Below are 19496 nucleotides of genomic sequence, written 5' to 3' on the forward strand. Positions count from 1 at the left end.
TCGTAGGCGGGTCACGGCGTCGTACGCGGTTCATGGCCTCGTACGCCGGTCACGGCGCCCTGCGCGGGTCATGCCCGTCCTCCCTCGGGAAGCAGGCCTGGTCCGCGGGCGCCGGAACACGTCGGGCGCGGAGCGCGGAGCCGGAGCCCTTTCGTGCCGGACGGCCGAGGCGCTACGCCTCGCGGCGGTGCCGGGCCGGGGCCGGGCTCTCGCCGCGCTCCTTCGCGAGGGCGGCCTTGCGCTCCTTCTCCGCCTGCTCCTCGGCCTCCATCTCCGCGAACACGTCGATGGGCGGCGGCGCCTTGGCCAGGAAGACCCAGGTGAGCCAGACGGCGAGCAGGAACGGCGGGATCTTGAGGGCGATCAGGACCCAGCCGAACTGGGCGGTGTCGGCCCACCAGTACAGCGGGAAGAGCACCGCGCACTTGGCGAGCAGGATCAGGCCCCAGGCCCAACTGGCCTTGGCGTACGCCTTCTTCCGGCCGGGGTTGCGGGTGCGCCAGGAGAGGTTCTCCTTGAAGACCGGGCCGAGGATCAGGCCGATCAGCGGGACACCCACGAGGGTCGTGACGATGTAGGCGACGGCGAGGCCGAGCGTGTAGAGCATGCCCGGCAGGTAGAAGTCCTTCGCGTTGCCCGTCATCATCGCGAAGACCACACCGAAGGCGACGCCGAAGACACCGCTGAAGGCGTGCTTCACGGTGTCGCGCCGCACCAGGCGGACCACGACGAGCAGCAGGGAGACGGCGAGGGCGGCGATCGCCGCCCAGTGCAGGTCCTTGTTGATCGTGAAGATGGTGACGAAGAGCAGGCCGGGCATCACGGTCTCGACCATGCCGCGCACGCCGCCGAAGGCCTCGAAGAGTGCGGCCTCGGTCACCGCCCTGGAATCCTGCTGGGCGTCTTCGGTCGGCTTGTCGAGCGACGTCACCGGCTACTCCCGTCCGAGCGGTCTGAGTTCGTATTTCGGATTGAACAACACCCTACGGCCCCGGCTCATCGAGATGCGGCCCGATGCGATCAGCTTGCGCCCGGGCTCGATGCCGACGATGGAGCGGCGGCCGAGCCAGACGACGTCCAGGGCGGCCGAGCCGTCGAACAGTTCGGCCTCCAGAGCCGGGACACCGGCCCTCGGCCGCAGAGTGACCGTGCGCAAGGTACCAGTAACCGTGACGATCTGCCGGTCGTGGCAGTCACCGATACGGGTACAGCCCGCCGTGTCGGTGTCCTCCCGCAGCTCCTCGGACTCCAGGTCCTCCTGGGACGAGGAGAGCCGGTCCATCATGCGCCGGAACCGGCCCGCCGGCTTTTCGGAACGAGGAACAGCACTCATACCGAAAGCGTACCGGGGGCCCTGACACCTACGTACCCGCGGCACCCCTACCCGAACCGGGGACGACTCCCCCGCGATCCGGCGGTCGCACCGCCTTCGAACCCGGGCCATGCGCCGTCACTCGGGCCCCTCCGCACCCATCACCCGGGACCGCTTCCCCCTGCGTCGCTCGGACCTCGCGGGCGCCGCGCCCCGGACGGATGACGCGCGTCACCGTTCGAACCGGTAGCCCATCCCCGGCTCGGTGATGAAGTGCTTGGGGTGCGAGGGGTCCGCCTCCAGCTTGCGGCGCAGCTGGGCCATGTAGACCCGCAGGTAGTTCGTCTCCGTCCCGTACGACGGCCCCCACACCTCCTGGAGCAGCTGCTTCTGGCTGACCAGGCGGCCCGTGCTGCGGACCAGGACCTCCAGCAGATGCCACTCCGTGGGGGTGAGGCGGACGTCCCGCCCGTCCCGGTGCACCTTCTTCGCCGCCAGGTCGACGGTGAACCCCTCGGTCTCCACGATCACGTCGTCCTCGCCGCCCCCGGTCGGCTCCGCGCGGCGGACGGCGGCGCGCAGCCGTGCGAGCAGTTCGTCCATGCCGAAGGGCTTGGTGACGTAGTCGTCGGCGCCCGCGTCGAGCGCCTCGACCTTCTCGTCGGAGGAGTGCCGGGCGGACAGCACCAGGATCGGCACCCGGGTCCAGCCGCGCAGCCCCTTGATCACCTCGACGCCGTCCATGTCGGGCAGGCCCAGATCGAGCACGACGACATCGGGGTGGCGGGCGGCGGCGAGCTGGAGCGCGGTGGCCCCGTCGGGGGCCGCGTCCACCTCGTACTTGCGTGCCTTCAGGTTGATCACGAGGGCTCGGGTGATCTGCGGCTCGTCGTCGACCACGAGGACCCGGGTCATGAGGCCTGCCTTTCTGCGACTGCTGGTCGGGCGGCCGGGTCGGACCGGCGGTCCACCGCCCGCACCGTGAGCACCATGGTGAGTCCGCCGCCGGGGGTGTCCTCGGCGTCGAGGGTGCCACCCATCGCCTCGGCGAAGCCGCGGGCGACCGCGAGGCCGAGGCCCACGCCGGTGCCGCGCGGGGCGTCACCGTAGCGCTGGAAGGGCGCGAAGATACGGTCCTTGGCGTCGTCCGGGACGCCGGGACCGCGGTCCACGACGCGTACCTCCACCCGGTCGGCGATGGCGCTCGCGGCGACCAGGACCCGTTCGTCGAGGGGGCTGTACTTGACGGCGTTCTCGACGAGGTTGGCGACGGCGCGCTCCAGGAGCCCGGCGTCGACGGCGACCATCGGCAGGCTTTCCGGGATCTCCAGGTCCACGCTGTCCTCGGGGACGCCCCCGAGCGCCATCGGGACGACCTCGTCGAGGTCGATCTCGCGGATCAGCGGGGCGACGGTGCCGGTCTGGAGCCGAGACATGTCCAGCAGGTTGCCCACCAGGTGGTCGAGGCGGTCGGCGCCGTCCTCGATGCCTTCGAGGAGTTCGGCCCGGTCCTCCTCGGACCAGGCCACGTCGTCGGAGCGCAGGGACGACACCGACGCCTTGATCCCGGCGAGCGGGGTGCGCAGGTCGTGGCTGACGGCTGCCAGCAGGGCGGTGCGGATGCGGTTGCCCTCGGCCAGTTCCTTGGCCTGGTCGGCCTCGTGCTGGAGGCGCTGCCGGTCCAGGACCACCGCGGCCTGCGCCGCGAACGCGGCCAGCACCCTGCGGTCGGAGGCGGGCAGCACCCGTCCGGACAGGGCGAGCGCCATGTGGTCGCCGACCGGCATGTCGACGTCGGCGGCGTCGGGGCGGAGCGAAGGAGCCGGTCCGACGCTGCCCGCGCAGGTCCACGGGTCGACGTCGCTCACGCGCTCCAGCAGCGCGACCGACTCCATCCCGAAGGTCTCCCGGACGCGCTCCAGCAAGGCCTCCAGGCTGGTCTCGCCACGCAGCACGCTGCCCGCCAGGAAGGAGAGGATCTCCGATTCGGCCCGCAGCCGCGCCGCCTGGTGGGTGCGGCGGGCCGCGAGGTCCACCACCGACGCCACGGAGACGGCGACGCCCACGAAGATCACGATGGCGACGATGTTCTTCGGATCGGCGATCGTCAGCCGGTGCAGGGGCGGTGTGTAGAAGTAGTTCAGCAGCAGGGAGCCGAAGGCCGCCGAGGCGAGGGCCGGCAGGAGACCGCCGAGCAGGGCCGCCGCGACGGTCACCGCCAGGAACAGCAGCATGTCGTTGGCGAGGCCGAGATCGATGGTGTTCAGCAGCAGCGCCAGCACCACCGGGCCGCCCACCCCGACGATCCAGCCCCAGATGATCCGGGAACGCCCGAGCCGTGCCCCGCGCGCCACCGGCAGGCCGCGCCCCTTGGCGACCTCTTCGTGGGTGACGATGTGGACGTCCAGGTCGGGGCCGGACTCCCGGGCGACCGTGGCGCCGACACCCGGCCCGAAGATGTACTGCCAAGTCTTGCGGCGGGAGGAGCCGAGCACGATCTGGGTGGCGTTGACGCCGCGTGCGAAGTCCAGGAGGGAGGCGGGTATGTCGTCCCCGACCACATGGTGGAAGGTGCCGCCGAGGTCCTCGGCCAGGGTGCGCTGGACGGCCAGTTCCTTCGGGGAGGCGGAGGTGAGCCCGTCGCTGCGGGCGATGTAGACGGCCATGACCTCGCCGCCCGCGCCCTTCTCGGCGAGCCGCGCGGCCCGCCGGATCAGCGTCCGCCCCTCCGGACCGCCGGTCAGTCCGACGACGATCCGCTCCCGGGAGCCCCAGATCTTGGAGACCCGGTGCTCGCTGCGGTACTCGGTCAGGTATTCGTCGACCCGGTCGGCGACCCACAGCAGGGCGAGCTCGCGCAGGGCCGTGAGATTGCCCGGCCGGAAGTAGTTGGACAGGGCCGCGTCGACCTTGTCGGACTTGTAGATGTTGCCGTGGGCCATCCGGCGGCGCAGCGCGGGCGGGGACATGTCGACCAGCTCGATCTGGTCCGCCCGTCGCACCACCTCGTCCGGCACGGTCTCGCGCTGCCGCACGCCCGTTATCGACTCGACGACATCGCCGAGTGACTCCAGGTGCTGGATGTTGACGGTGGAGACGACGTCGATGCCGGCTGCGAGCAGTTCCTCCACGTCCTGCCAGCGCTTGTCGTTGCGGGAGCCGGGCACGTTGGTGTGCGCCAGTTCGTCCACCAGGGCGACGGCCGGGGCGCGCCGCAGTACGGCATCGACGTCCATCTCGGTGAAGAGGCCGCCCCGGTACTCCAGCTCCCTGCGGGGCACCTGCTCCAGACCGTGCAGCATCACCTCGGTGCGCGGCCGGTGGTGGTGCTCGACGAACGCCACCACGCAGTCCGTCCCGCGTTCGACGCGACGGTGCGCCTCGGAGAGCATCGCGTACGTCTTGCCGACGCCCGGTGCCGCACCGAGGTAGATCCGAAGCTTGCCGCGTCCCATGAGCCCTATTGTCTTCCTGTCACCGCCGTGTACGCAGCGTCGACCTTACGGCCAGGAATCCCGGCGAAAGGGACGAGAAGCCGCTCGGGGGACGTCTTTGACGCAACCCTGATGCCGCCACGACCTCACGCGACTTCGCACGACCCCGGTTCACGCGGGATTGTCGCCGTGCGTCAGCGTCTCCCACGCCACGAACAGGTTGTTGCTGCCCGCCGGGCGGTTCTGCAGGGTGAGCGTCTGGGTGTTGGTCATCGCGATGCCCAGGCGATTGTGCAGGGCGTTGTGGCCGACCTCGGTGACCGGCCCGACCCCGAGGTTCAGCGAGCCGCCGCACAGCCAGCTCGGCGCCGCCGTGCCCAGCTGGTACTTCGACTGGAAGCCGAGTGCCTGGCGCAGCCGCTCGCCGACATCGGTGCCGTACAGGTCCTGGCCCTGGACGCGGCTGGTCTCGGCGATGTGCGAGATGGCCGAGATGCCGTATCCGGTGTGGGTGAAGTCGCGGCAGGTCTCCTGGGTGAGCCCGGTGACGAAGGTGGACTGCCCCTGCCAGTAGCTGACGATCTTCGCGGTGGTGTCGAGGTTCTGGCTCGGCACGGTCTTCGGCACGGCGCCGTCGGTGGAGAGGTAGACGTACGCCGCCGTACGCGTCCGGAACTTCGCCATGGCCTTGTCGTACGACGTCTTGTCCTCCAGGAAGACGGAGATGCCGACCGCGGCCTCCATCATCGACAGTTCCCAATTGCCGTTGGAGTTGGAGCCGTTGATGATCTCCGGCAGGTAGACGTCGCGCAGCATGGTCGCGAAGCGGCCGGAGTTCGCCCAAGTGCCGGTGTACGTGTACTTGATGATCTCGGCGGCCTTGGGCCAGGAGGAGCCCGCCCAGCCGGTCTGCAGGGGCGCGTTGCTGTTGGTGTGGTCCTTGATCACCCCCGACCAGGCGTCCATCAGCTCGATCGACTTCTTCGCGTACCGCTCGTCGCGCGTGATGTACCAGGCGAGGGCGTCGGTGTACGCGGCTATCGCGTCCTCGCGCTCGTCCGTGCAGCCGTAATTGGGGTTGGAGTACGAGCCGCACTCGACGGTCGCGCGGGGTGTGGGGGTGCGCGTGAGCGAGGCGTACTTGCTCGCCATCATCTGGTCGTAGGCGCCCTTCCAGGGCTGGGCGCCGGCCAGGACCTCGGTGCGGGCGAAGTCCAACTGGCTCTTGGAGACCGTGACTCCGGGGTGGACGAAGGTGGCGGGCGCCGCCTCGGCCGGGTGCGCGCCGGGCCAGGACAGGAGAGTGCCCATGAGCCCGGCGGTCGCGGCGGCGACGGTGACGAGGAGGGCCGGGCGCCGTCTGCGGCGATGCCGAGTGGGGGTGTCGGACATGCAGAGCCATCCGTTCTTGTATGTGAACTACGCGTGGGATGCTGAACACGTGCGCTGGCCGGTGACCATAGGTATGGACCAGACTTCCGTCAAGGCCTGAAGAAAGACCCGCTGCTCAACTACCGTTCACGTACAAGAACCCGGCCAGGACGGGCCGCCCGCGCGGACCGGTCCGCCGTGGAACGCGGACCGGTCTGCCGGAAATGCCGGGAAACCAGCAGGCGAACACAGGAAAGGGCCGCACCCCTGGGGGTGCGGCCCACCTGATGTCCGACCAGTCGATGTCCGGCTAGCGGACTTCGGTGATCTCCGGTCCGCGCTGCAGCTGTCCCATGCCGCCGGAGAAGCGGGAGCCACCCTGCTCTTCCTGCTGAACACCCTCGGGGACCATCTGCGCGTCGTTCGGCAGCTTCAGGACGATCGGGTCGCGGGGGGCCATCGGGCCCTCACCGCGGACGACGACCGTGTCCCGGAAGATCTGCTCCAGCAGACCCGCGGCCTGCGGCTGCACCGCGCCCTGCCCGGAGATCACTCCGCGCAGGAACCAGCGGGGGCCGTCCACGCCGACGAACCGCACGACCTGGAAACCGCCCGTGCCGTCCGGCAGCTGTACCGGTACCTGCGCCCGCAGCTCCCAGCCCAGCGGGCCCTCGACCTCGTCGATGACACCGCCCTGCTGGGTGATCCCGGAGGCGATCTCCTCGCGCACCTCGCCCCAGATGCCCTCGCGCTTGGGAGCGGCGAAGGCCTGGAGCTGCACAGCACTGTCGTTGAGGACGACGGTCGCCGCGACGATCGCGTCGCCCGCGACCTCGACCCGCAGCTCCATGCCGTCGACTCCGGGCACGAAAAGACCGCCCAGGTCCACGCGGCCCTCGGCGGGGTCACGGACCTCAGTGCTGTCCCAGGGCCCATCGGGGCGCGGCTCGGGTTCGAGCCTCACGCGCTCGCGCTCCTCGTCCGTCTCAGTGTCGACGCCGTCGACGACCTGCTCGGCCTCGCCCGCCGCGTCCTCGGCGGCACTGCCCTTCTTGCGACGTCCGAACACGTCACTGTCCTTCCCGGTCGGATACGACCGAAGCGTATCGATTCCCACCCGTTGTGCTGTCCACGGCGGCATGACCGCCGGTGGACCCGAAGCCCCCTGCGGCCCGCGCCGAGTCGGGAAGCTCCGCGACCTCATGGAAGCGAACCTTCTCGACTTGCTGGACGACCAGTTGAGCAATCCGGTCGAAGCGCTCGAACCGCACCGACTCGTGCGGGTCGAGATTCACCACGATCACCTTGATCTCCCCACGGTACCCGGCATCAACCGTCCCCGGGGCATTCACCAGGGCTACACCGCAGCGGGCGGCGAGGCCGGAACGCGGGTGCACGAAGGCCGCGTACCCCTCGGGCAGCGCGATGGACACTCCCGTCGGCAGCACGGCCCGTTCACCGGGCTTCAGCTCGCGGCTCTCGGTGGTGCGCAGATCGGCTCCCGCGTCACCGGGTTGCGCGTACTCGGGAAGGGGGACGTCCGGGTCGACGCGCCTGATCAGCACATCGACGTCTTGACGGGGCTCACGGGCCCCGGGATTGCGGGTCACGGGTTCACCTCGAAGGCACGGGCTCGCCGGATCTGGTCCGGGTCGTTCATGGCTGCCAGGATCTCCTCCGAGCGGCCGTTGTCGATGAAGTGGTCGACCTTCACCTCGACGAAGAGGGCGTCGGCTTGGACGGCGACAGGCCCGTCGGGGCCGCCGATCCGCCCGGTGGCGGTGCAGAAGATCTTCCGGCCGGCCACCGCGGTGACCTCGGCCTCCAGATACAGCACGGTGCCGACGGGCACGGGGCGGCGGAAGTCGGTCTCCAGGCGTCCCGTCACGGCGATCGTCCGCAGCAGCCAGTTCAGGGAGCCGAGGGTCTCGTCGAGCGCGGTGGCGAGGACGCCGCCGTGCGCGAGACCGGGGGCGCCCTGATGGACGGGCCGCACGGTGAACTCCGCCGTGATCCGAACGCCGTCGCCCGCGCGGGCCTCCAGATGGAGTCCGTGGGGCTGCCCCCCACCGCACCCGAAACACTGTTCGTAGTGTGCTCCGAGGAGCTCTCCGGGGGCGGGCGCGTCGGGGTGCCGCACCGGCGCGACGGCGTCGGCGGGAGGCGTCAGAGCTGCGGAAGTACCACTCACAGCCGCTGACCTTACCCGCGAGTCCACCAAGTCTTCGCACCGTGCCAAGCTTGGCTTCATGCAGCTCTCCGCCTCCCCGTACGAAGAACGCCTCACCGCACCCCGGTCGTGGTGGGTGATCAGCTTCCTGGTCGGGCTCGCGATGGCCCTGGTCTTCCTCCCGTTCGGCACCCTGCCGACGCTGGGGGCGCTGGTCGGCGGCACCGCGGTCGCGGCGGTCGCGGCGAGCGCGTACGGATCGATCCGCATCCGCGTGGTCGGTGACTCGCTGATCGCGGGCGACGCCCGGATCCCGGTCGCGGCCCTCGGTGACACGGAGATCCTGGACCAGGAGGAGGCGCGCGCCTGGCGCACGCACAAGGCCGACACCCGTGCGTTCATGCTGCTGCGCTCGTACATCCCCACCGCGCTGCGCGTCCAGGTCACGGATCCGGCGGACCCGACGCCCTACCTGTATCTGTCGACGCGGGAGCCGGAGCGCCTGGTGGCCGCCCTGGAGGCGGCGCAGGCTTCGGCCCAGCCCGCGGACAGCTAGGGACTAGCGCTCGGATCAGGTCGCAGGGCGCAGAGTGCGCCCCGTCGGCAATGGTGGGCACGGCAGCTCGCCGCGTCGTCGCGTCACCCGGGCACGATCCCCTGCTCACCCGAGCGCGAGGCCTGCCCCCGCCCAGATCCGTACGACGTCCTGCGGCATCGGTGTCGAGGCGCTCGCCGTCCACTCCAGGCGGTCGAAGTCGTCCACTCCAGGCGGTCGAAGTCGTCCACTCCAGGCGGTCGAATCCGGCGAGCGCGAGGATCGGGTCGAGCACCCGCTCCTTGGCCGTGGCGTACGCCTCCCGCAGCGCGGCGGACGGGGCGCCGCGCCTGCGAGGCGGCACACCGTCACCGGCGGCCCTTCTCCCACCGAACCACGTGACAGCCGGCCGCGCCGAAGAGGCGGCCCGCGGCGACCGTCCAGGGCCCGGCCGGGCTCAGGCTCTTTCGCCGTCCTACGGTGCCCGTCCGGGGCTCGACGAAGGCAGCGGTCCGCCGAGTGCGGACAGCCGGTGGTGGGCGCCGGCCGCGGCGGCGGCCTCAGCGCCCCAGGTCTCCGGGAATCTCCCCGATCCGCAGCGGGTCCGTCGGCTTCTCCAGGGGCGGCAGCTCCGGGAGCGCTTCCCACGGCACCTGCATCTTGCGCAGGTCCTTGCGGATGTGCCCCGCCACGCGTTTGGTGTCGCGACGGTTCATCACCGCCCCTACCGCGGCGCCGACCATGAAAGGCATCAGGTTGGGCAGGTCCCGGACCGTTCGCTTCATGATCTGCTGGCGCAGCTCACGCTTCATCTGCCCACCGAGCGCGGCGTTGATCGTCACGGGCTTGGCCACGTCGATGCCGCGCTCGCCCGACCAGGAGTGCAGATAGGCGGTGCTGCGCTGCTTGAGGTTGCCCGGCGGGCGCAGGCCGTAGACCTCGTGGAGTTCGGCGATGAGCTTGAGCTCGATCGCGGCGACGGCGGTGATCTCGGCCGCCAGCTCCGTGGGCATGGCGGGCGGCACCGGCAGCATCGCGGCGGCGCCGATCCCGGCGCCGACGGTGGACGTCGCGGCTGCGGCGCCCGCGACGAGTTTGTCCGCGAGCTGCTCGGGATCGAGGCCCGGGAACTGCTTGCGGAGTGTGGCGAGGTCCCGGACGGGAACCCGCGGGGCGATGTCGATGATGCGGTCGGTGACGTACGCCAGGCCCGCCCTGGCCCGGACGCCGCCACTGTGGACGCCCTTCCTGACCCCGTCCCGGACGATCGCCGCGCGACGCTTCGGGGCGGGCGCGGGGGTGTCCGTGGAGGCCGTCAGGCCGCCTGTGGCGCCCGCTCGGTCGAGCGAGGCTGATCCCTGTTCGGAAGAGCCCCGCTCGTCGTCACGCACGCCTTCAGGGCCCTCGAAGGGCCCTTCGTCCGCCGCCCCGGAGGGCGGGCGGCGCTTCCAAGGAAAGGCCGAGCCAGTCACGGCCGACCCTGCCTCAGTCGCAGTCGCGGCAGATCGGCTGACCGTTCTTCTCGCGGGCCAGCTGGCTGCGGTGGTGCACCAGGAAGCAGCTCATGCAAGTGAACTCGTCCTGCTGCTTGGGCAGCACCCGGACGGCCAACTCCTCGTTCGAGAGGTCCGCGCCGGGCAGCTCCAGGCCTTCTGCGGCCTCGAACTCATCTACGTCGACGGACGACGTCGACTTGTCGTTCCGGCGAGCCTTCAGTTCTTCAAGGCTGTCCGAGTCGACGTCGTCGTCGGTCTTGCGTGGGGTGTCGTAATCCGTTGCCATTGTCGCTCTCCCCCTCTGGGTGTCTGCGGTGTCTCCAGCGCACGTAACGCGTGAGAGGCCGGACTTGTGCCCGACCCGAGGCGGAGATTTTGCCTCACATCAAGGTCTGTTACTCAATCGACACCCAACCGGACTCATCAAGAGTGATCGGCTTGGATGGCGATGCGGACCGTACACGGTCTTGTGGCCGCACTTCAAAGGCGTCCCACCGTGTACTTCCCGTGATCAAGACCCCCGAAAACCCGGATTTTCCCGGCTTTCCGACAGCTTGCATGATCACGGAGAGTGGATGGACCAAAAATCGCCCTTGTGATCGATCACACACGGGTCACTCGAGTGGGTGACCAGAAAATTCCGCGCAAAGCGAACATCCTCGCGTGTCCGCGTCATGGTCTCAGATGGGAAGGGTGACGCGCATCACGAGCCCACCTCCTTCGCGTGGCTGAGCGACGATGTGACCACCGTGTGCGCGCGCCACCGACCGGGCGATCGACAGGCCGAGGCCCACACCCTTGTCGCTTCCCGTGCGCTCCGTACGCAGCCTCCGGAAGGGCTCGAAAAGATTGTCGACCTCGTACGCGGGAACCACCGGTCCCGTGTTCGACACCTCCAGGACCGCCTGGCCGTGCTGCACCTCGGTCGTGACCTCGACCCAGCCGTCCTTCGGCACGTTGTACCGGACGGCGTTCTGGACGAGGTTCAGGGCGATCCGCTCCAGGAGGACGCCATTGCCCTGGACGACCACCGGAGCCCGCTGCCCGCGGATCTTCACGCCCTTGGTCTCCGCCTCGGCGTGCACCTGGTCGACGGCCTGCGAGGCGACCTCGGCGAGGTCCACGGGTTTGCGCTCGACGATCTGGTTGTCGCTGCGGGCGAGCAGCAGCAGGCCCTCGACGAGCTGCTCACTGCGCTCGTTCGTGGCGAGCAGCGTCTTGCCCAGCTGTTGCATCTCCGTCGGCACCCCCGGTCCCGAGAGGTGCACCTCCAGGAGGGTGCGATTGATCGCGAGCGGCGTCCGCAGTTCGTGCGAGGCGTTCCCGACGAACCGCTGCTGCGCGGTGAAGGCCCGCTGCAGCCGCTCCAGCATGTCGTCGAAGGTGTCCGCTAGCTCCTTCAGCTCGTCGTCCGGGCCGTCCAGTTCGATCCGCCGGGACAGGTCGGAGCCGGCCACCGCGCGCGCGGTGCGGGTGATGTGGCCGAGCGGCGAAAGCACGCGTCCCGCCATCGCGTAGCCGAACGCGAAGGCGATGATCGCGAGCCCGAGGAGGGCCAGCAGCGAGCGGCTGAGCAGGTCGTCCAGGGCGTGCTGGCGCTGCCGGTTCACGCATTCGTAGATCGCGTGGTTGAGCTCGTCCGACGAGGGGTCCTGCGGGAGGTTGCAGGTGCTGCTACCGACCCGCCCCGAAAGGATCGTGAAGGGGAGCTCGCTGCCCACGTTCAGCGCCTGCGCCGCGAGCAGGTAGATGATCGACAGCAGCAGGATGCCGGCGATCAGGAACATGCCGCCGTAGAGCAGCGTGAGTCGTATGCGGATGGTCGGGCGCAGCCACGGGAACGGGGGCTCCGGCTGCGGGTCCCAGGTGGGCTTCGGAGGCGCCGTGGGCGGCGCGGGGGTGGTGGCCACGACGGGATCAGATCCTGTAGCCGGAGCCGGGCACGGTGACGATCACGGCAGGCTCGCCGAGCTTGCGGCGCAGTGTCATGACGGTCACGCGCACGACGTTGGTGAACGGGTCCGTGTTCTCGTCCCAGGCCTTCTCCAGGAGCTGCTCCGCGGAGACGACGGCGCCCTCGCTGCGCAGCAGCACCTCCAGGACGGCGAACTCCTTGGGGGCGAGCTGGACCTCCTTGCCGTCGCGGAAGACCTCGCGGCGGTTGGGGTCGAGCTTGATCCCCGCACGCTCCAGGACCGGCGGCAGCGGCACGCTCGTACGACGTCCGAGGGCACGCACGCGTGCGGTCAGCTCGCTGAACGCGAACGGCTTGGGGAGGTAGTCGTCGGCGCCGATCTCCAGGCCCTCGACACGGTCGCTGACGTCGCCGGAGGCGGTCAGCATCAGCACGCGCGTGGGCAGGCCGAGCTCGACGATCTTGCGGCAGACGTCGTCGCCGTGCACGAGCGGCAGGTCGCGGTCGAGGACGACCACGTCATAGTCGTTGACCCCGATGCGCTCCAGCGCGGCGGCGCCGTCGTACACGACGTCGACGGCCATGGCCTCCCGGCGCAGTCCGGTGGCCACCGCATCGGCGAGCAGTTGCTCGTCCTCGACGACGAGTACGCGCACGTCGATAGTCCTTCCTCTGTCCACCGGCGGGGCACGCTTCAGGGCACCACGCGGGCAGGTCTGTCACGGATGAGAGCTCCATCCTGCCCTTTTCGGCCGTAAACCGGCTGTAAGACGGGAGAGGCGCCAGGTAAGCCCGTCCAGGGGACCGGGAATGCCAGATTTTCTCGCCGGGTTGAGGTTTCCACGGAAGAGAGCGGGGGGAGGACGGCTTTACACCCCGCGATCACGCTCTGCATGTGGCAAGCCACCTTGTGGTACGTCCAACCGCTTCCGCAGAGCGGGCGTGGGTGTCCGGCACCGTCGCCGCCCAGCCTGGGCAGCGCTGGGCACCCGACAGAGACGTGATCGCCCCTTCCGATCGGCACACCCCCGTGCCACCCGACCCACGACCCAGGACGAGGGGGCGCAGCATGGACGCATTCACCGCAGGACTTCTGCAGCGCATAAGGGCGACCGAGTCCGACCTGACGCGGGCTCGCGAAACAGGCGACGACTTCCTCGCGGAGGTCGAGCAGGCCGAGCTGGACGACCTGCACCGCCTCGCCGCCGAGCACGGTGTGGAGGTCGGCGCGACGCGCGTCTGATCAGTACGTACGAGAGCGGGGCCCCGGTATCGATCCAGTACCGGGGCCCCGCTCCGTTTCCGTCGTCGTCCCGCTTCCGTCTTCCGTCGGCCGCTGTTCGCCTTCCGCCGGCCGCCGTCAGTCGTGCCAGGCCCCGAGGTCCTCCAGGAGCCGCTGTAGGGGCTCGAAGACGCCCGGGGAGGCCGCCACCACGAGTTCGCCTGTGGGGCGCTCTCCGGGGCGTCCACCGGTCACCGCGCCCGCCTCACGGGCGATCAGGTCCCCCGCCGCGAGGTCCCACGGGTGCAGGCCCCGCTCGTAGTAACCGTCGAGGCGGCCGGCCGCGACGTCGCACAGGTCGATCGCGGCCGAGCCGGAGCGCCGGATGTCGCGCACCAGCGGGATCAGCCGCTGGGCCACGTCCGCCTGATGGGTCTTGACCTCGGTCACGTAGTTGAAACCGGTCGAGACCAGGGCCTGGTCGAGCGGCGGCGACGGGCGGCAGGTCAGCCGGCGCTCGCCGACCCAGGCGCCGGTGGCCCGGGCACCCCGGCCGCGCACCGCGTGGTACGTCTCACCGCGCATCGGTGCCGCCACCACGCCCACGACGGTCTCGCCGTCCTGCTCTGCCGCGATGGACACCGCCCAGGTCGGCAGCCCGTACAGGTAGTTGACCGTGCCGTCGAGCGGGTCGACGATCCAGCGGATGCCGCTGGTGCCCTCGCTGGCGGATCCCTCCTCGCCGAGGAAACCGTCGCGGGGGCGGTGCTCGGCGATCAGCGCGGTGATCAGCTTCTCGGCGGCGATGTCCATCTCGGTGACGACGTCGATCGGGCTGGACTTGGTCGCGGCGACCGCGAGGTCCGCCGGGCGGCCGTCGCGCAGCAGCGCGCCCGCGCGGCGGGCGGCCTCGTGTGCGAGCTGGAGCAGTTCGGTGTGCAGAGGCTCGGTCACGGGGCTCCTCATGCGTAGGGGCTGTCGGCGCCCGCGGCGGCGGGCTTGGGCGTACGGGCCGGACAGCAGCCCACCGGGCACAGGTCATGACTCGCGCCCAGCGCGCCCAGGGCACACGGTGTCACCCGTCGGCCGCTCTCGGCCGCGGCGCGCTCCAGCACCAGGTCACGGACCGCCGCGGCGAAGCGGGGGTCGGAGCCCACCGTGGCCGAACGGCGCACCGGCAGACCCAACTCCGCCGCCTTCGCTGTCGCCTCGGTGTCGAGGTCGTACAGGACCTCCATGTGGTCCGAGACGAATCCGATCGGCACCATCACCGCCGCCGCCACCCCGGCCCCGTGCAACTCCTCCAGGTGGTCGCAGATGTCCGGCTCCAGCCACGGAATGTGCGGGGCCCCGGAGCGCGACTGGTAGACGAGCTTCCACGGGTGGGCGGTCCCGGTCCGCTCCCGCACCGCCTCCGCGATCAGCCGGGCCACGTCCAGATGCTGCCGGACGTACGCGCCACCGTCACCGTGTCCCTCGACCGGGCCGGAGGTGTCCGCCGCGGCGACCGGGATCGAGTGCGTGGTGAACGTCAGATGCGCGTCGGCACGGACCTCCTCGGGCAGTTCCGCCAGCGACCGCAGAACACCCTCGGCCATCGGCTCCACGAACCCGGGATGGTTGAAGTAGTGCCGCAGCTTGTCGATCCTCGGCGGCTCCAGCCCCTCCCCCTCCAGCACGGCCAGCGCCCCCGCCAGGTCCTCGCGGTACTGCCGGCAGCCCGAGTACGAGGCGTACGCGCTGGTGGCCAGCACGAGGATCCGGCGCCGCCCGTCGGCGACCATCTCGCGCAGCGTGTCGGTCAGATACGGCGCCCAGTTCCGGTTGCCCCAGTAGACCGGCAGATCCAGTCCGTGCTCCGCGAAGTCCTTGCGCAGCGCGTCGAGCAGGGCGCGGTTCTGCTCGTTGATGGGGCTGATCCCGTCGAACAGGAAGTAGTGCTGCCCCACCTCCTTGAGCCGTTCCTTGGGGATACCCCGGCCCCGCGTCACGTTCTCCAGGAACGGGACCACTTCGTCCCGGCCTTCGGGACCGCCGAACGAGAGCAGGAGCAGGGCGTCGTAGGGGGTGGCATCGAGCGCTTCTGGCATGCGTCCGATCCTGCCACCCGCCAGTGACATGCGAGAAACGGCGGGGCGGTGAAGGAGGCGGCGACGTAGGGCCCGGCGGGTGTGGGGACACGTGCTCGGGCGGGTGCGAGGGGGCGCGGGGTGGGTGTCAGGGGGTGCGCGGAGTACGTGTCATGGGGTGCGCGGGGCCGGTGCGAGGGGGTGCGCGGGGTGGGCGGAGGGGGCACGGAGGCGTGCGTTTAGGGTCACCTAACCCGTAAGCTGTATCGGCCAGCTTCACGCCTTACCGAAGTTCGGGCCGCCCGTGGTGACCGGGTGGGGCCGAGCCGAGCCGACGGAGACCCCCGTGCCCAGCCCGTACCGCGCCCTGTTCGCCGCCCCCGGCTCCAAGGGCTTCTCCGCCGCGGGCCTGCTCGGCAGGATGCCGCTGTCCATGATGGGCATCGGCGTGGTCACGATGATCTCCCAGCTGACCGGGCGGTACGGTCTCGCGGGCGCCTTGTCGGCGACCATCGCGCTGGCGGCCGCGGCGATGGGTCCGCAGGTCTCGCGGATGGTGGACCTGCACGGACAGCGGCGGGTCCTGCGCCCGGTGACGCTCTTCGCGCTCACGGCGGCCGCCGGACTGCTGGTCGCCGCGCACTTCGAGTGGCCGGACTGGGTGCTGTTCGTGTGCGCGGCCGGCATCGGCTGCGTCCCGAGCGTCGGCGCGATGATCCGGGCCCGCTGGGCGGCTCTCTACGGTGGCACCCCGCAACTGCACACCGCGTACTCCCTGGAGTCCGTGGTGGACGAGATCTGCTTCATCTTCGGGCCGATCATCTCCATCGGCCTGTCCACGGTGTGGTTCCCGGAGGCCGGACCGCTGCTCGCCGCCTGCTTCCTGGCGGCCGGGGTCTTCTGGCTGACCTCCCAGCGCGCCACCGAGCCCGAGCCGCATCCGCGCGGGCAGCACGCCGGCGGTTCGGCGCTCCGCTCGGCCGGACTCCAGGTCCTGGTGGCCACGTTCGTGGCGACCGGGACGATCTTCGGAGCCGTCGACGTGGTCACCGTGGCCTTCGCCGAGGAGCAGGGCCACAAGGGCGCCGCGAGCATCGTGCTGGCCCTCTACGCGGCGGGCTCCTGTCTCGCGGGAGCCGTCTTCGGACTGATGCACTTCAAGGGGGCGCCCGAACGCAGGTGGCTGCTGGGCATATGCGCGATGGCCGTGAGTATGATCCCCCTCCTACTGGTCGGAAACTTGCCGTTCCTGGCCGTGGCGCTGTTCGTTGCGGGCCTCTCCATCGCTCCCACGATGATCACGACGATGTCCCTCATCGAACAGCACGTACCTCGCGCGAAACTGACCGAAGGCATGACCTGGGTGAGCACCGGACTCGCGGTCGGAGTCGCGCTCGGCTCCTCCGTGGCCGGCTGGGTGATCGACTCCGCCGGCGCCGAGGCCGGGTACGGGGTTCCGGCGGTGTCCGGGGCCGTCGCGGTCGCGGTCGGTTTCCTCGGGTATCGCCGGCTCAGCAGGCCGGTTCCGCAGCGGGGAGGGTCTCATGAGCACCACAGTGAGCGGGAAGAGCGGCACGTGGCGTAACTGGGCGGGGAACGTCACCGCCCGTCCCGTACGGGAGGTCACCCCTGCCTCGGTCGACGAACTCTCCGCCGCCGTGCGGAAGGCGGCCGAGGACGGCCTGACGGTGAAGGCCGTCGGCACCGGGCACTCCTTCACGGCGGCCGCCGCGACCGACGGCGTATTGATCCGTCCTCAACTGTTGACCGGCATCCGCAAGATCGACCGTACGGCCATGACGGTCACGGTCGAGGCGGGCACTCCGCTCAAGAGACTCAACATGGCGCTCGCGCGTGAGGGTCTGTCGCTCACGAACATGGGCGACATCATGGAGCAGACCGTTTCGGGGGCGATCAGCACCGGGACGCACGGCACCGGGCGCGACTCGGCCTCGATCGCCGCGCAGATCAAGGGCCTCGAACTGGTGACGGCGGACGGCTCGGTGCTGTCCTGCTCCGAGCACGAGAACCCCGAGGTCTTCGCGGCGGCCCGAATAGGCATCGGCGCCCTGGGGATCGTCACCGCGATCACCTTCTCCGTGGAGCCCGTCTTCCTCCTCACGGCCCGCGAGGAGCCGATGACCTTCGACAGGGTCACCGCCGACTTCGAGGAACTCTTCACCGAGAACGAGCACTTCGAGTTCTACTGGTTCCCGCACACGGGCAACTGCAACACCAAGCGCAACAACCGCAGCGCCGGCCCCGAGAGGCCGGTGGGGCCGATCCGCGGCTGGATCGAGGACGAGTTCCTCTCCAACGGCGTCTTCCAGGTGGTCAATCTGCTCGGCCGGGCCGTGCCCGCCGCCATCCCGTCGATGGCGAGACTCTCCAGCCGCGCGCTGTCCGCGCGCACCTACACCGACATTCCGTACGAGGTCTTCACCTCTCAGCGCCGCGTGCGTTTCGTGGAGATGGAGTACGCCGTGCCGCGCGAGGCCCTCGTCGAGACGCTGCGCGAGCTGAAGTCGATGGTCGACCGCTCGTCCCTGCGGGTCAGCTTCCCGGTGGAGGTGAGGACCGCGCCCGCCGACGACATCACCCTGTCCACGGCGTCCGGACGGGAGAGCGCGTACATCGCCGTCCACATGTTCAGGGGGACCCCCTATCAGGAGTACTTCACCGCGGCCGAGCGGATCTTCACCGCGCACGAGGGGCGGCCGCACTGGGGCAAGGTGCACACGCGCGACGCCGAGTACTTCACCAAGGTCTATCCGCGCTTCGGCGAGTTCACGGCGCTGAGGGATCGGCTCGATCCGGATCGGCGCTTTGCGAACGACTACTTGCGGAGGGTTCTGGGGTCGTAGCGGTCGTGCTGGGTGCGGGAGTCGGGGCGCCGTCCCCAGCTTCCGGTCCCGGGGACGCGCCGTCGCCGGGCGTCGGTTCCGCCGTCGCGTCCCCGCCGCTTCCGCCGGCGCCGCCCAGGTCCCCCGAGCCGCCACCGCCGGTGGACGGGGACGTCTCCTCCGGAGCGGCCGGGGCCGTGGAAGGCGACGACCCGGTCGAGGGTGCCGTGCCGGGCTCCGGACTTCCCGAGCCGGACCTGTGCCCCTTGAAGGCGTCGCCGACCGTCGTGCTCGTGCCGTCGCCGCTGAAACTGCGCCCCGAGACCATTTCGAACGTGGTGATTCCGGCCATCGTGACGCCGAAGACGAGGGCGGTCGCGACCAGCGGCCGCTTCCAACTCCTGACCCGTGCGCGGTAGACGGTCCCCTCGGTGAACTCGCCGGGATTACCGGGCATCCGCCGGGGCTTCGGTTTCGGCTGCACCTTCACGTCACGTATCTGTTCGCCGGTACGCCTGAAGAAGTGCTGGAAGAGCGTTCCTCCGCAGGTGGCGATGGCGCTGACCAGCCCCGCGCCCAGGATCGTCCCGTAGACGCCGAAGTACGAGGCGAGTTTCGCGGCGACCACCGCGGCCACCGCGCTGCCCGCCACTTGAGGGACGCTCAGGTCCACCCGCTTCTTCCTCGGCTCCACGTCGGCACCCGGCTCCTCGCCGCCGACTTCAGGCTTCTCACGCATTCCCGGACCTTGCCTGCCTTTCCCGTACTTGATCGACCGATCGCACGAGAAGGGGACGTACGGGCGAAACGATTAGTTCCGTTTCTGCCGATTACGTGAAGTGCGCCACGTTCGACGATCCCCTGAAGGCGCCAGGAACGGCCAACTACCACCCCCCGCTCGAAGTTGGGCGGCGTGCCGATCCACGCATGTGGCCCGAATGGAGTACTGTTGCGAGCCCTGGGTCCGGACTCCCGCCAGGGCGTCCGGGGCCTTGCAGGACCGCCGGGAGGGGGCTCGTTGCACAGGGTGATGGAGTTCGTCACTTAGCGTTGCGAATAGGTAACCGTGCCATAACGGCGACCCCGGGCCCGTGCCCGACACGCCGGGCAACTCGGCAAGGTTGTGGCA

The 19496-nt window shown here is 70.3% G+C and carries 19 protein-coding genes; 4 read left to right on the forward strand and 15 right to left on the reverse strand.

The window, feature by feature from the left end; all coding sequences use genetic code 11:
• Positions 1-172: 172 nt before the first annotated feature.
• From ACFWBT_RS15630 to ACFWBT_RS15665, 8 genes are all read right to left on the reverse strand, one after another.
• Complete coding sequence (locus tag ACFWBT_RS15630; RefSeq protein WP_385700156.1) at positions 173-931, reverse strand: DUF3159 domain-containing protein; 759 nt, start codon at positions 929-931, stop codon at positions 173-175.
• A gap of 3 nt (positions 932-934) precedes the next feature.
• A complete protein-coding gene (locus tag ACFWBT_RS15635; protein WP_385700159.1) occupies positions 935-1333 on the reverse strand; it encodes an OB-fold nucleic acid binding domain-containing protein in 399 nt (132 codons plus the stop codon).
• A gap of 210 nt (positions 1334-1543) precedes the next feature.
• The gene (locus tag ACFWBT_RS15640) at positions 1544-2227 is read right to left on the reverse strand and encodes a response regulator (protein WP_385700161.1); all 684 of its coding nucleotides are present in this window, start codon (positions 2225-2227) and stop codon (positions 1544-1546) included.
• On the reverse strand, positions 2224-4767 hold the full coding sequence (locus ACFWBT_RS15645) for an ATP-binding protein (protein WP_385700164.1): 2544 nt from the start codon (positions 4765-4767) through the stop codon (positions 2224-2226). Before ACFWBT_RS15645 ends, ACFWBT_RS15640 begins: the two co-directional genes overlap by 4 nt.
• A gap of 150 nt (positions 4768-4917) precedes the next feature.
• A complete protein-coding gene (locus ACFWBT_RS15650) occupies positions 4918-6138 on the reverse strand; it encodes an alginate lyase family protein (RefSeq protein WP_385700167.1) in 1221 nt (406 codons plus the stop codon).
• A gap of 289 nt (positions 6139-6427) precedes the next feature.
• The gene (locus tag ACFWBT_RS15655) at positions 6428-7186 is read right to left on the reverse strand and encodes a DUF3710 domain-containing protein (RefSeq protein WP_385700169.1); all 759 of its coding nucleotides are present in this window, start codon (positions 7184-7186) and stop codon (positions 6428-6430) included.
• Position 7187: 1 nt separating this feature from the next.
• Entirely contained in the window at positions 7188-7727 is a 540-nt protein-coding gene (gene dut / locus ACFWBT_RS15660; RefSeq protein WP_385700171.1) for a dUTP diphosphatase, read from the reverse strand.
• Positions 7724-8308 (reverse strand): PaaI family thioesterase, encoded by a 585-nt coding sequence (locus ACFWBT_RS15665; RefSeq protein ID WP_385700174.1) that lies wholly within the window; start codon positions 8306-8308, stop codon positions 7724-7726. The genes dut and ACFWBT_RS15665 overlap by 4 nt, the downstream gene beginning before the upstream one ends.
• Positions 8309-8366: 58 nt before the next feature.
• Between ACFWBT_RS15665 and ACFWBT_RS15670 the strand changes: the two genes are divergently transcribed.
• Entirely contained in the window at positions 8367-8843 is a 477-nt protein-coding gene (locus ACFWBT_RS15670) for a DUF3093 domain-containing protein (RefSeq protein ID WP_385700176.1), read from the forward strand.
• Between the two features lie 539 nt (positions 8844-9382).
• Here the strand turns inward: ACFWBT_RS15670 and ACFWBT_RS15675 are convergent.
• The 4 genes from ACFWBT_RS15675 to ACFWBT_RS15690 all read right to left on the reverse strand — a co-directional run bounded on the left by ACFWBT_RS15675 (position 9383) and on the right by ACFWBT_RS15690 (position 12889).
• Positions 9383-10294 (reverse strand): hypothetical protein, encoded by a 912-nt coding sequence (locus tag ACFWBT_RS15675; RefSeq protein WP_385700179.1) that lies wholly within the window; start codon positions 10292-10294, stop codon positions 9383-9385.
• Between the two features lie 13 nt (positions 10295-10307).
• Positions 10308-10604 (reverse strand): DUF4193 domain-containing protein, encoded by a 297-nt coding sequence (locus tag ACFWBT_RS15680; RefSeq protein WP_003997302.1) that lies wholly within the window; start codon positions 10602-10604, stop codon positions 10308-10310.
• Between the two features lie 394 nt (positions 10605-10998).
• A complete protein-coding gene (locus ACFWBT_RS15685; RefSeq protein ID WP_385700182.1) occupies positions 10999-12228 on the reverse strand; it encodes a sensor histidine kinase in 1230 nt (409 codons plus the stop codon).
• 7 nt (positions 12229-12235) lie between these two features.
• The gene (locus ACFWBT_RS15690) at positions 12236-12889 is read right to left on the reverse strand and encodes a response regulator transcription factor (protein ID WP_266763459.1); all 654 of its coding nucleotides are present in this window, start codon (positions 12887-12889) and stop codon (positions 12236-12238) included.
• Positions 12890-13302: 413 nt separating this feature from the next.
• On the opposite strand from ACFWBT_RS15690, the gene ACFWBT_RS15695 reads away from it, so the two are divergent.
• Complete coding sequence (locus ACFWBT_RS15695) at positions 13303-13476, forward strand: hypothetical protein (RefSeq protein WP_167459062.1); 174 nt, start codon at positions 13303-13305, stop codon at positions 13474-13476.
• Positions 13477-13593: 117 nt separating this feature from the next.
• On the opposite strand, the gene ACFWBT_RS15700 is transcribed toward ACFWBT_RS15695, so the two are convergent.
• A complete protein-coding gene (locus ACFWBT_RS15700) occupies positions 13594-14409 on the reverse strand; it encodes an inositol monophosphatase family protein (protein WP_385700186.1) in 816 nt (271 codons plus the stop codon).
• Between the two features lie 8 nt (positions 14410-14417).
• Positions 14418-15545, reverse strand: a complete 1128-nt coding sequence (locus ACFWBT_RS15705) for a ferrochelatase (RefSeq protein ID WP_385700190.1) — start codon at positions 15543-15545, stop codon at positions 14418-14420.
• A 325-nt stretch (positions 15546-15870) separates the two neighbouring features.
• Between ACFWBT_RS15705 and ACFWBT_RS15710 the strand changes: the two genes are divergently transcribed.
• Positions 15871-17109, forward strand: a complete 1239-nt coding sequence (locus ACFWBT_RS15710) for an MFS transporter (protein ID WP_385700194.1) — start codon at positions 15871-15873, stop codon at positions 17107-17109.
• Positions 17069-18388: a D-arabinono-1,4-lactone oxidase gene (locus ACFWBT_RS15715; RefSeq protein ID WP_385700196.1), complete on the forward strand. Its 1320-nt coding sequence runs from the start codon at positions 17069-17071 to the stop codon at positions 18386-18388. The genes ACFWBT_RS15710 and ACFWBT_RS15715 overlap by 41 nt, the downstream gene beginning before the upstream one ends.
• On the opposite strand, the gene ACFWBT_RS15720 is transcribed toward ACFWBT_RS15715, so the two are convergent.
• The gene (locus tag ACFWBT_RS15720) at positions 18312-19106 is read right to left on the reverse strand and encodes a hypothetical protein (protein ID WP_385700198.1); all 795 of its coding nucleotides are present in this window, start codon (positions 19104-19106) and stop codon (positions 18312-18314) included. The two genes, ACFWBT_RS15715 and ACFWBT_RS15720, sit on opposite strands and share 77 nt — an antisense overlap.
• Positions 19107-19496: the final 390 nt, after the last annotated feature.

This window comes from Streptomyces sp. NPDC060027, assembly GCF_042737005.1.
Lineage (GTDB): Bacteria > Actinomycetota > Actinomycetes > Streptomycetales > Streptomycetaceae > Streptomyces.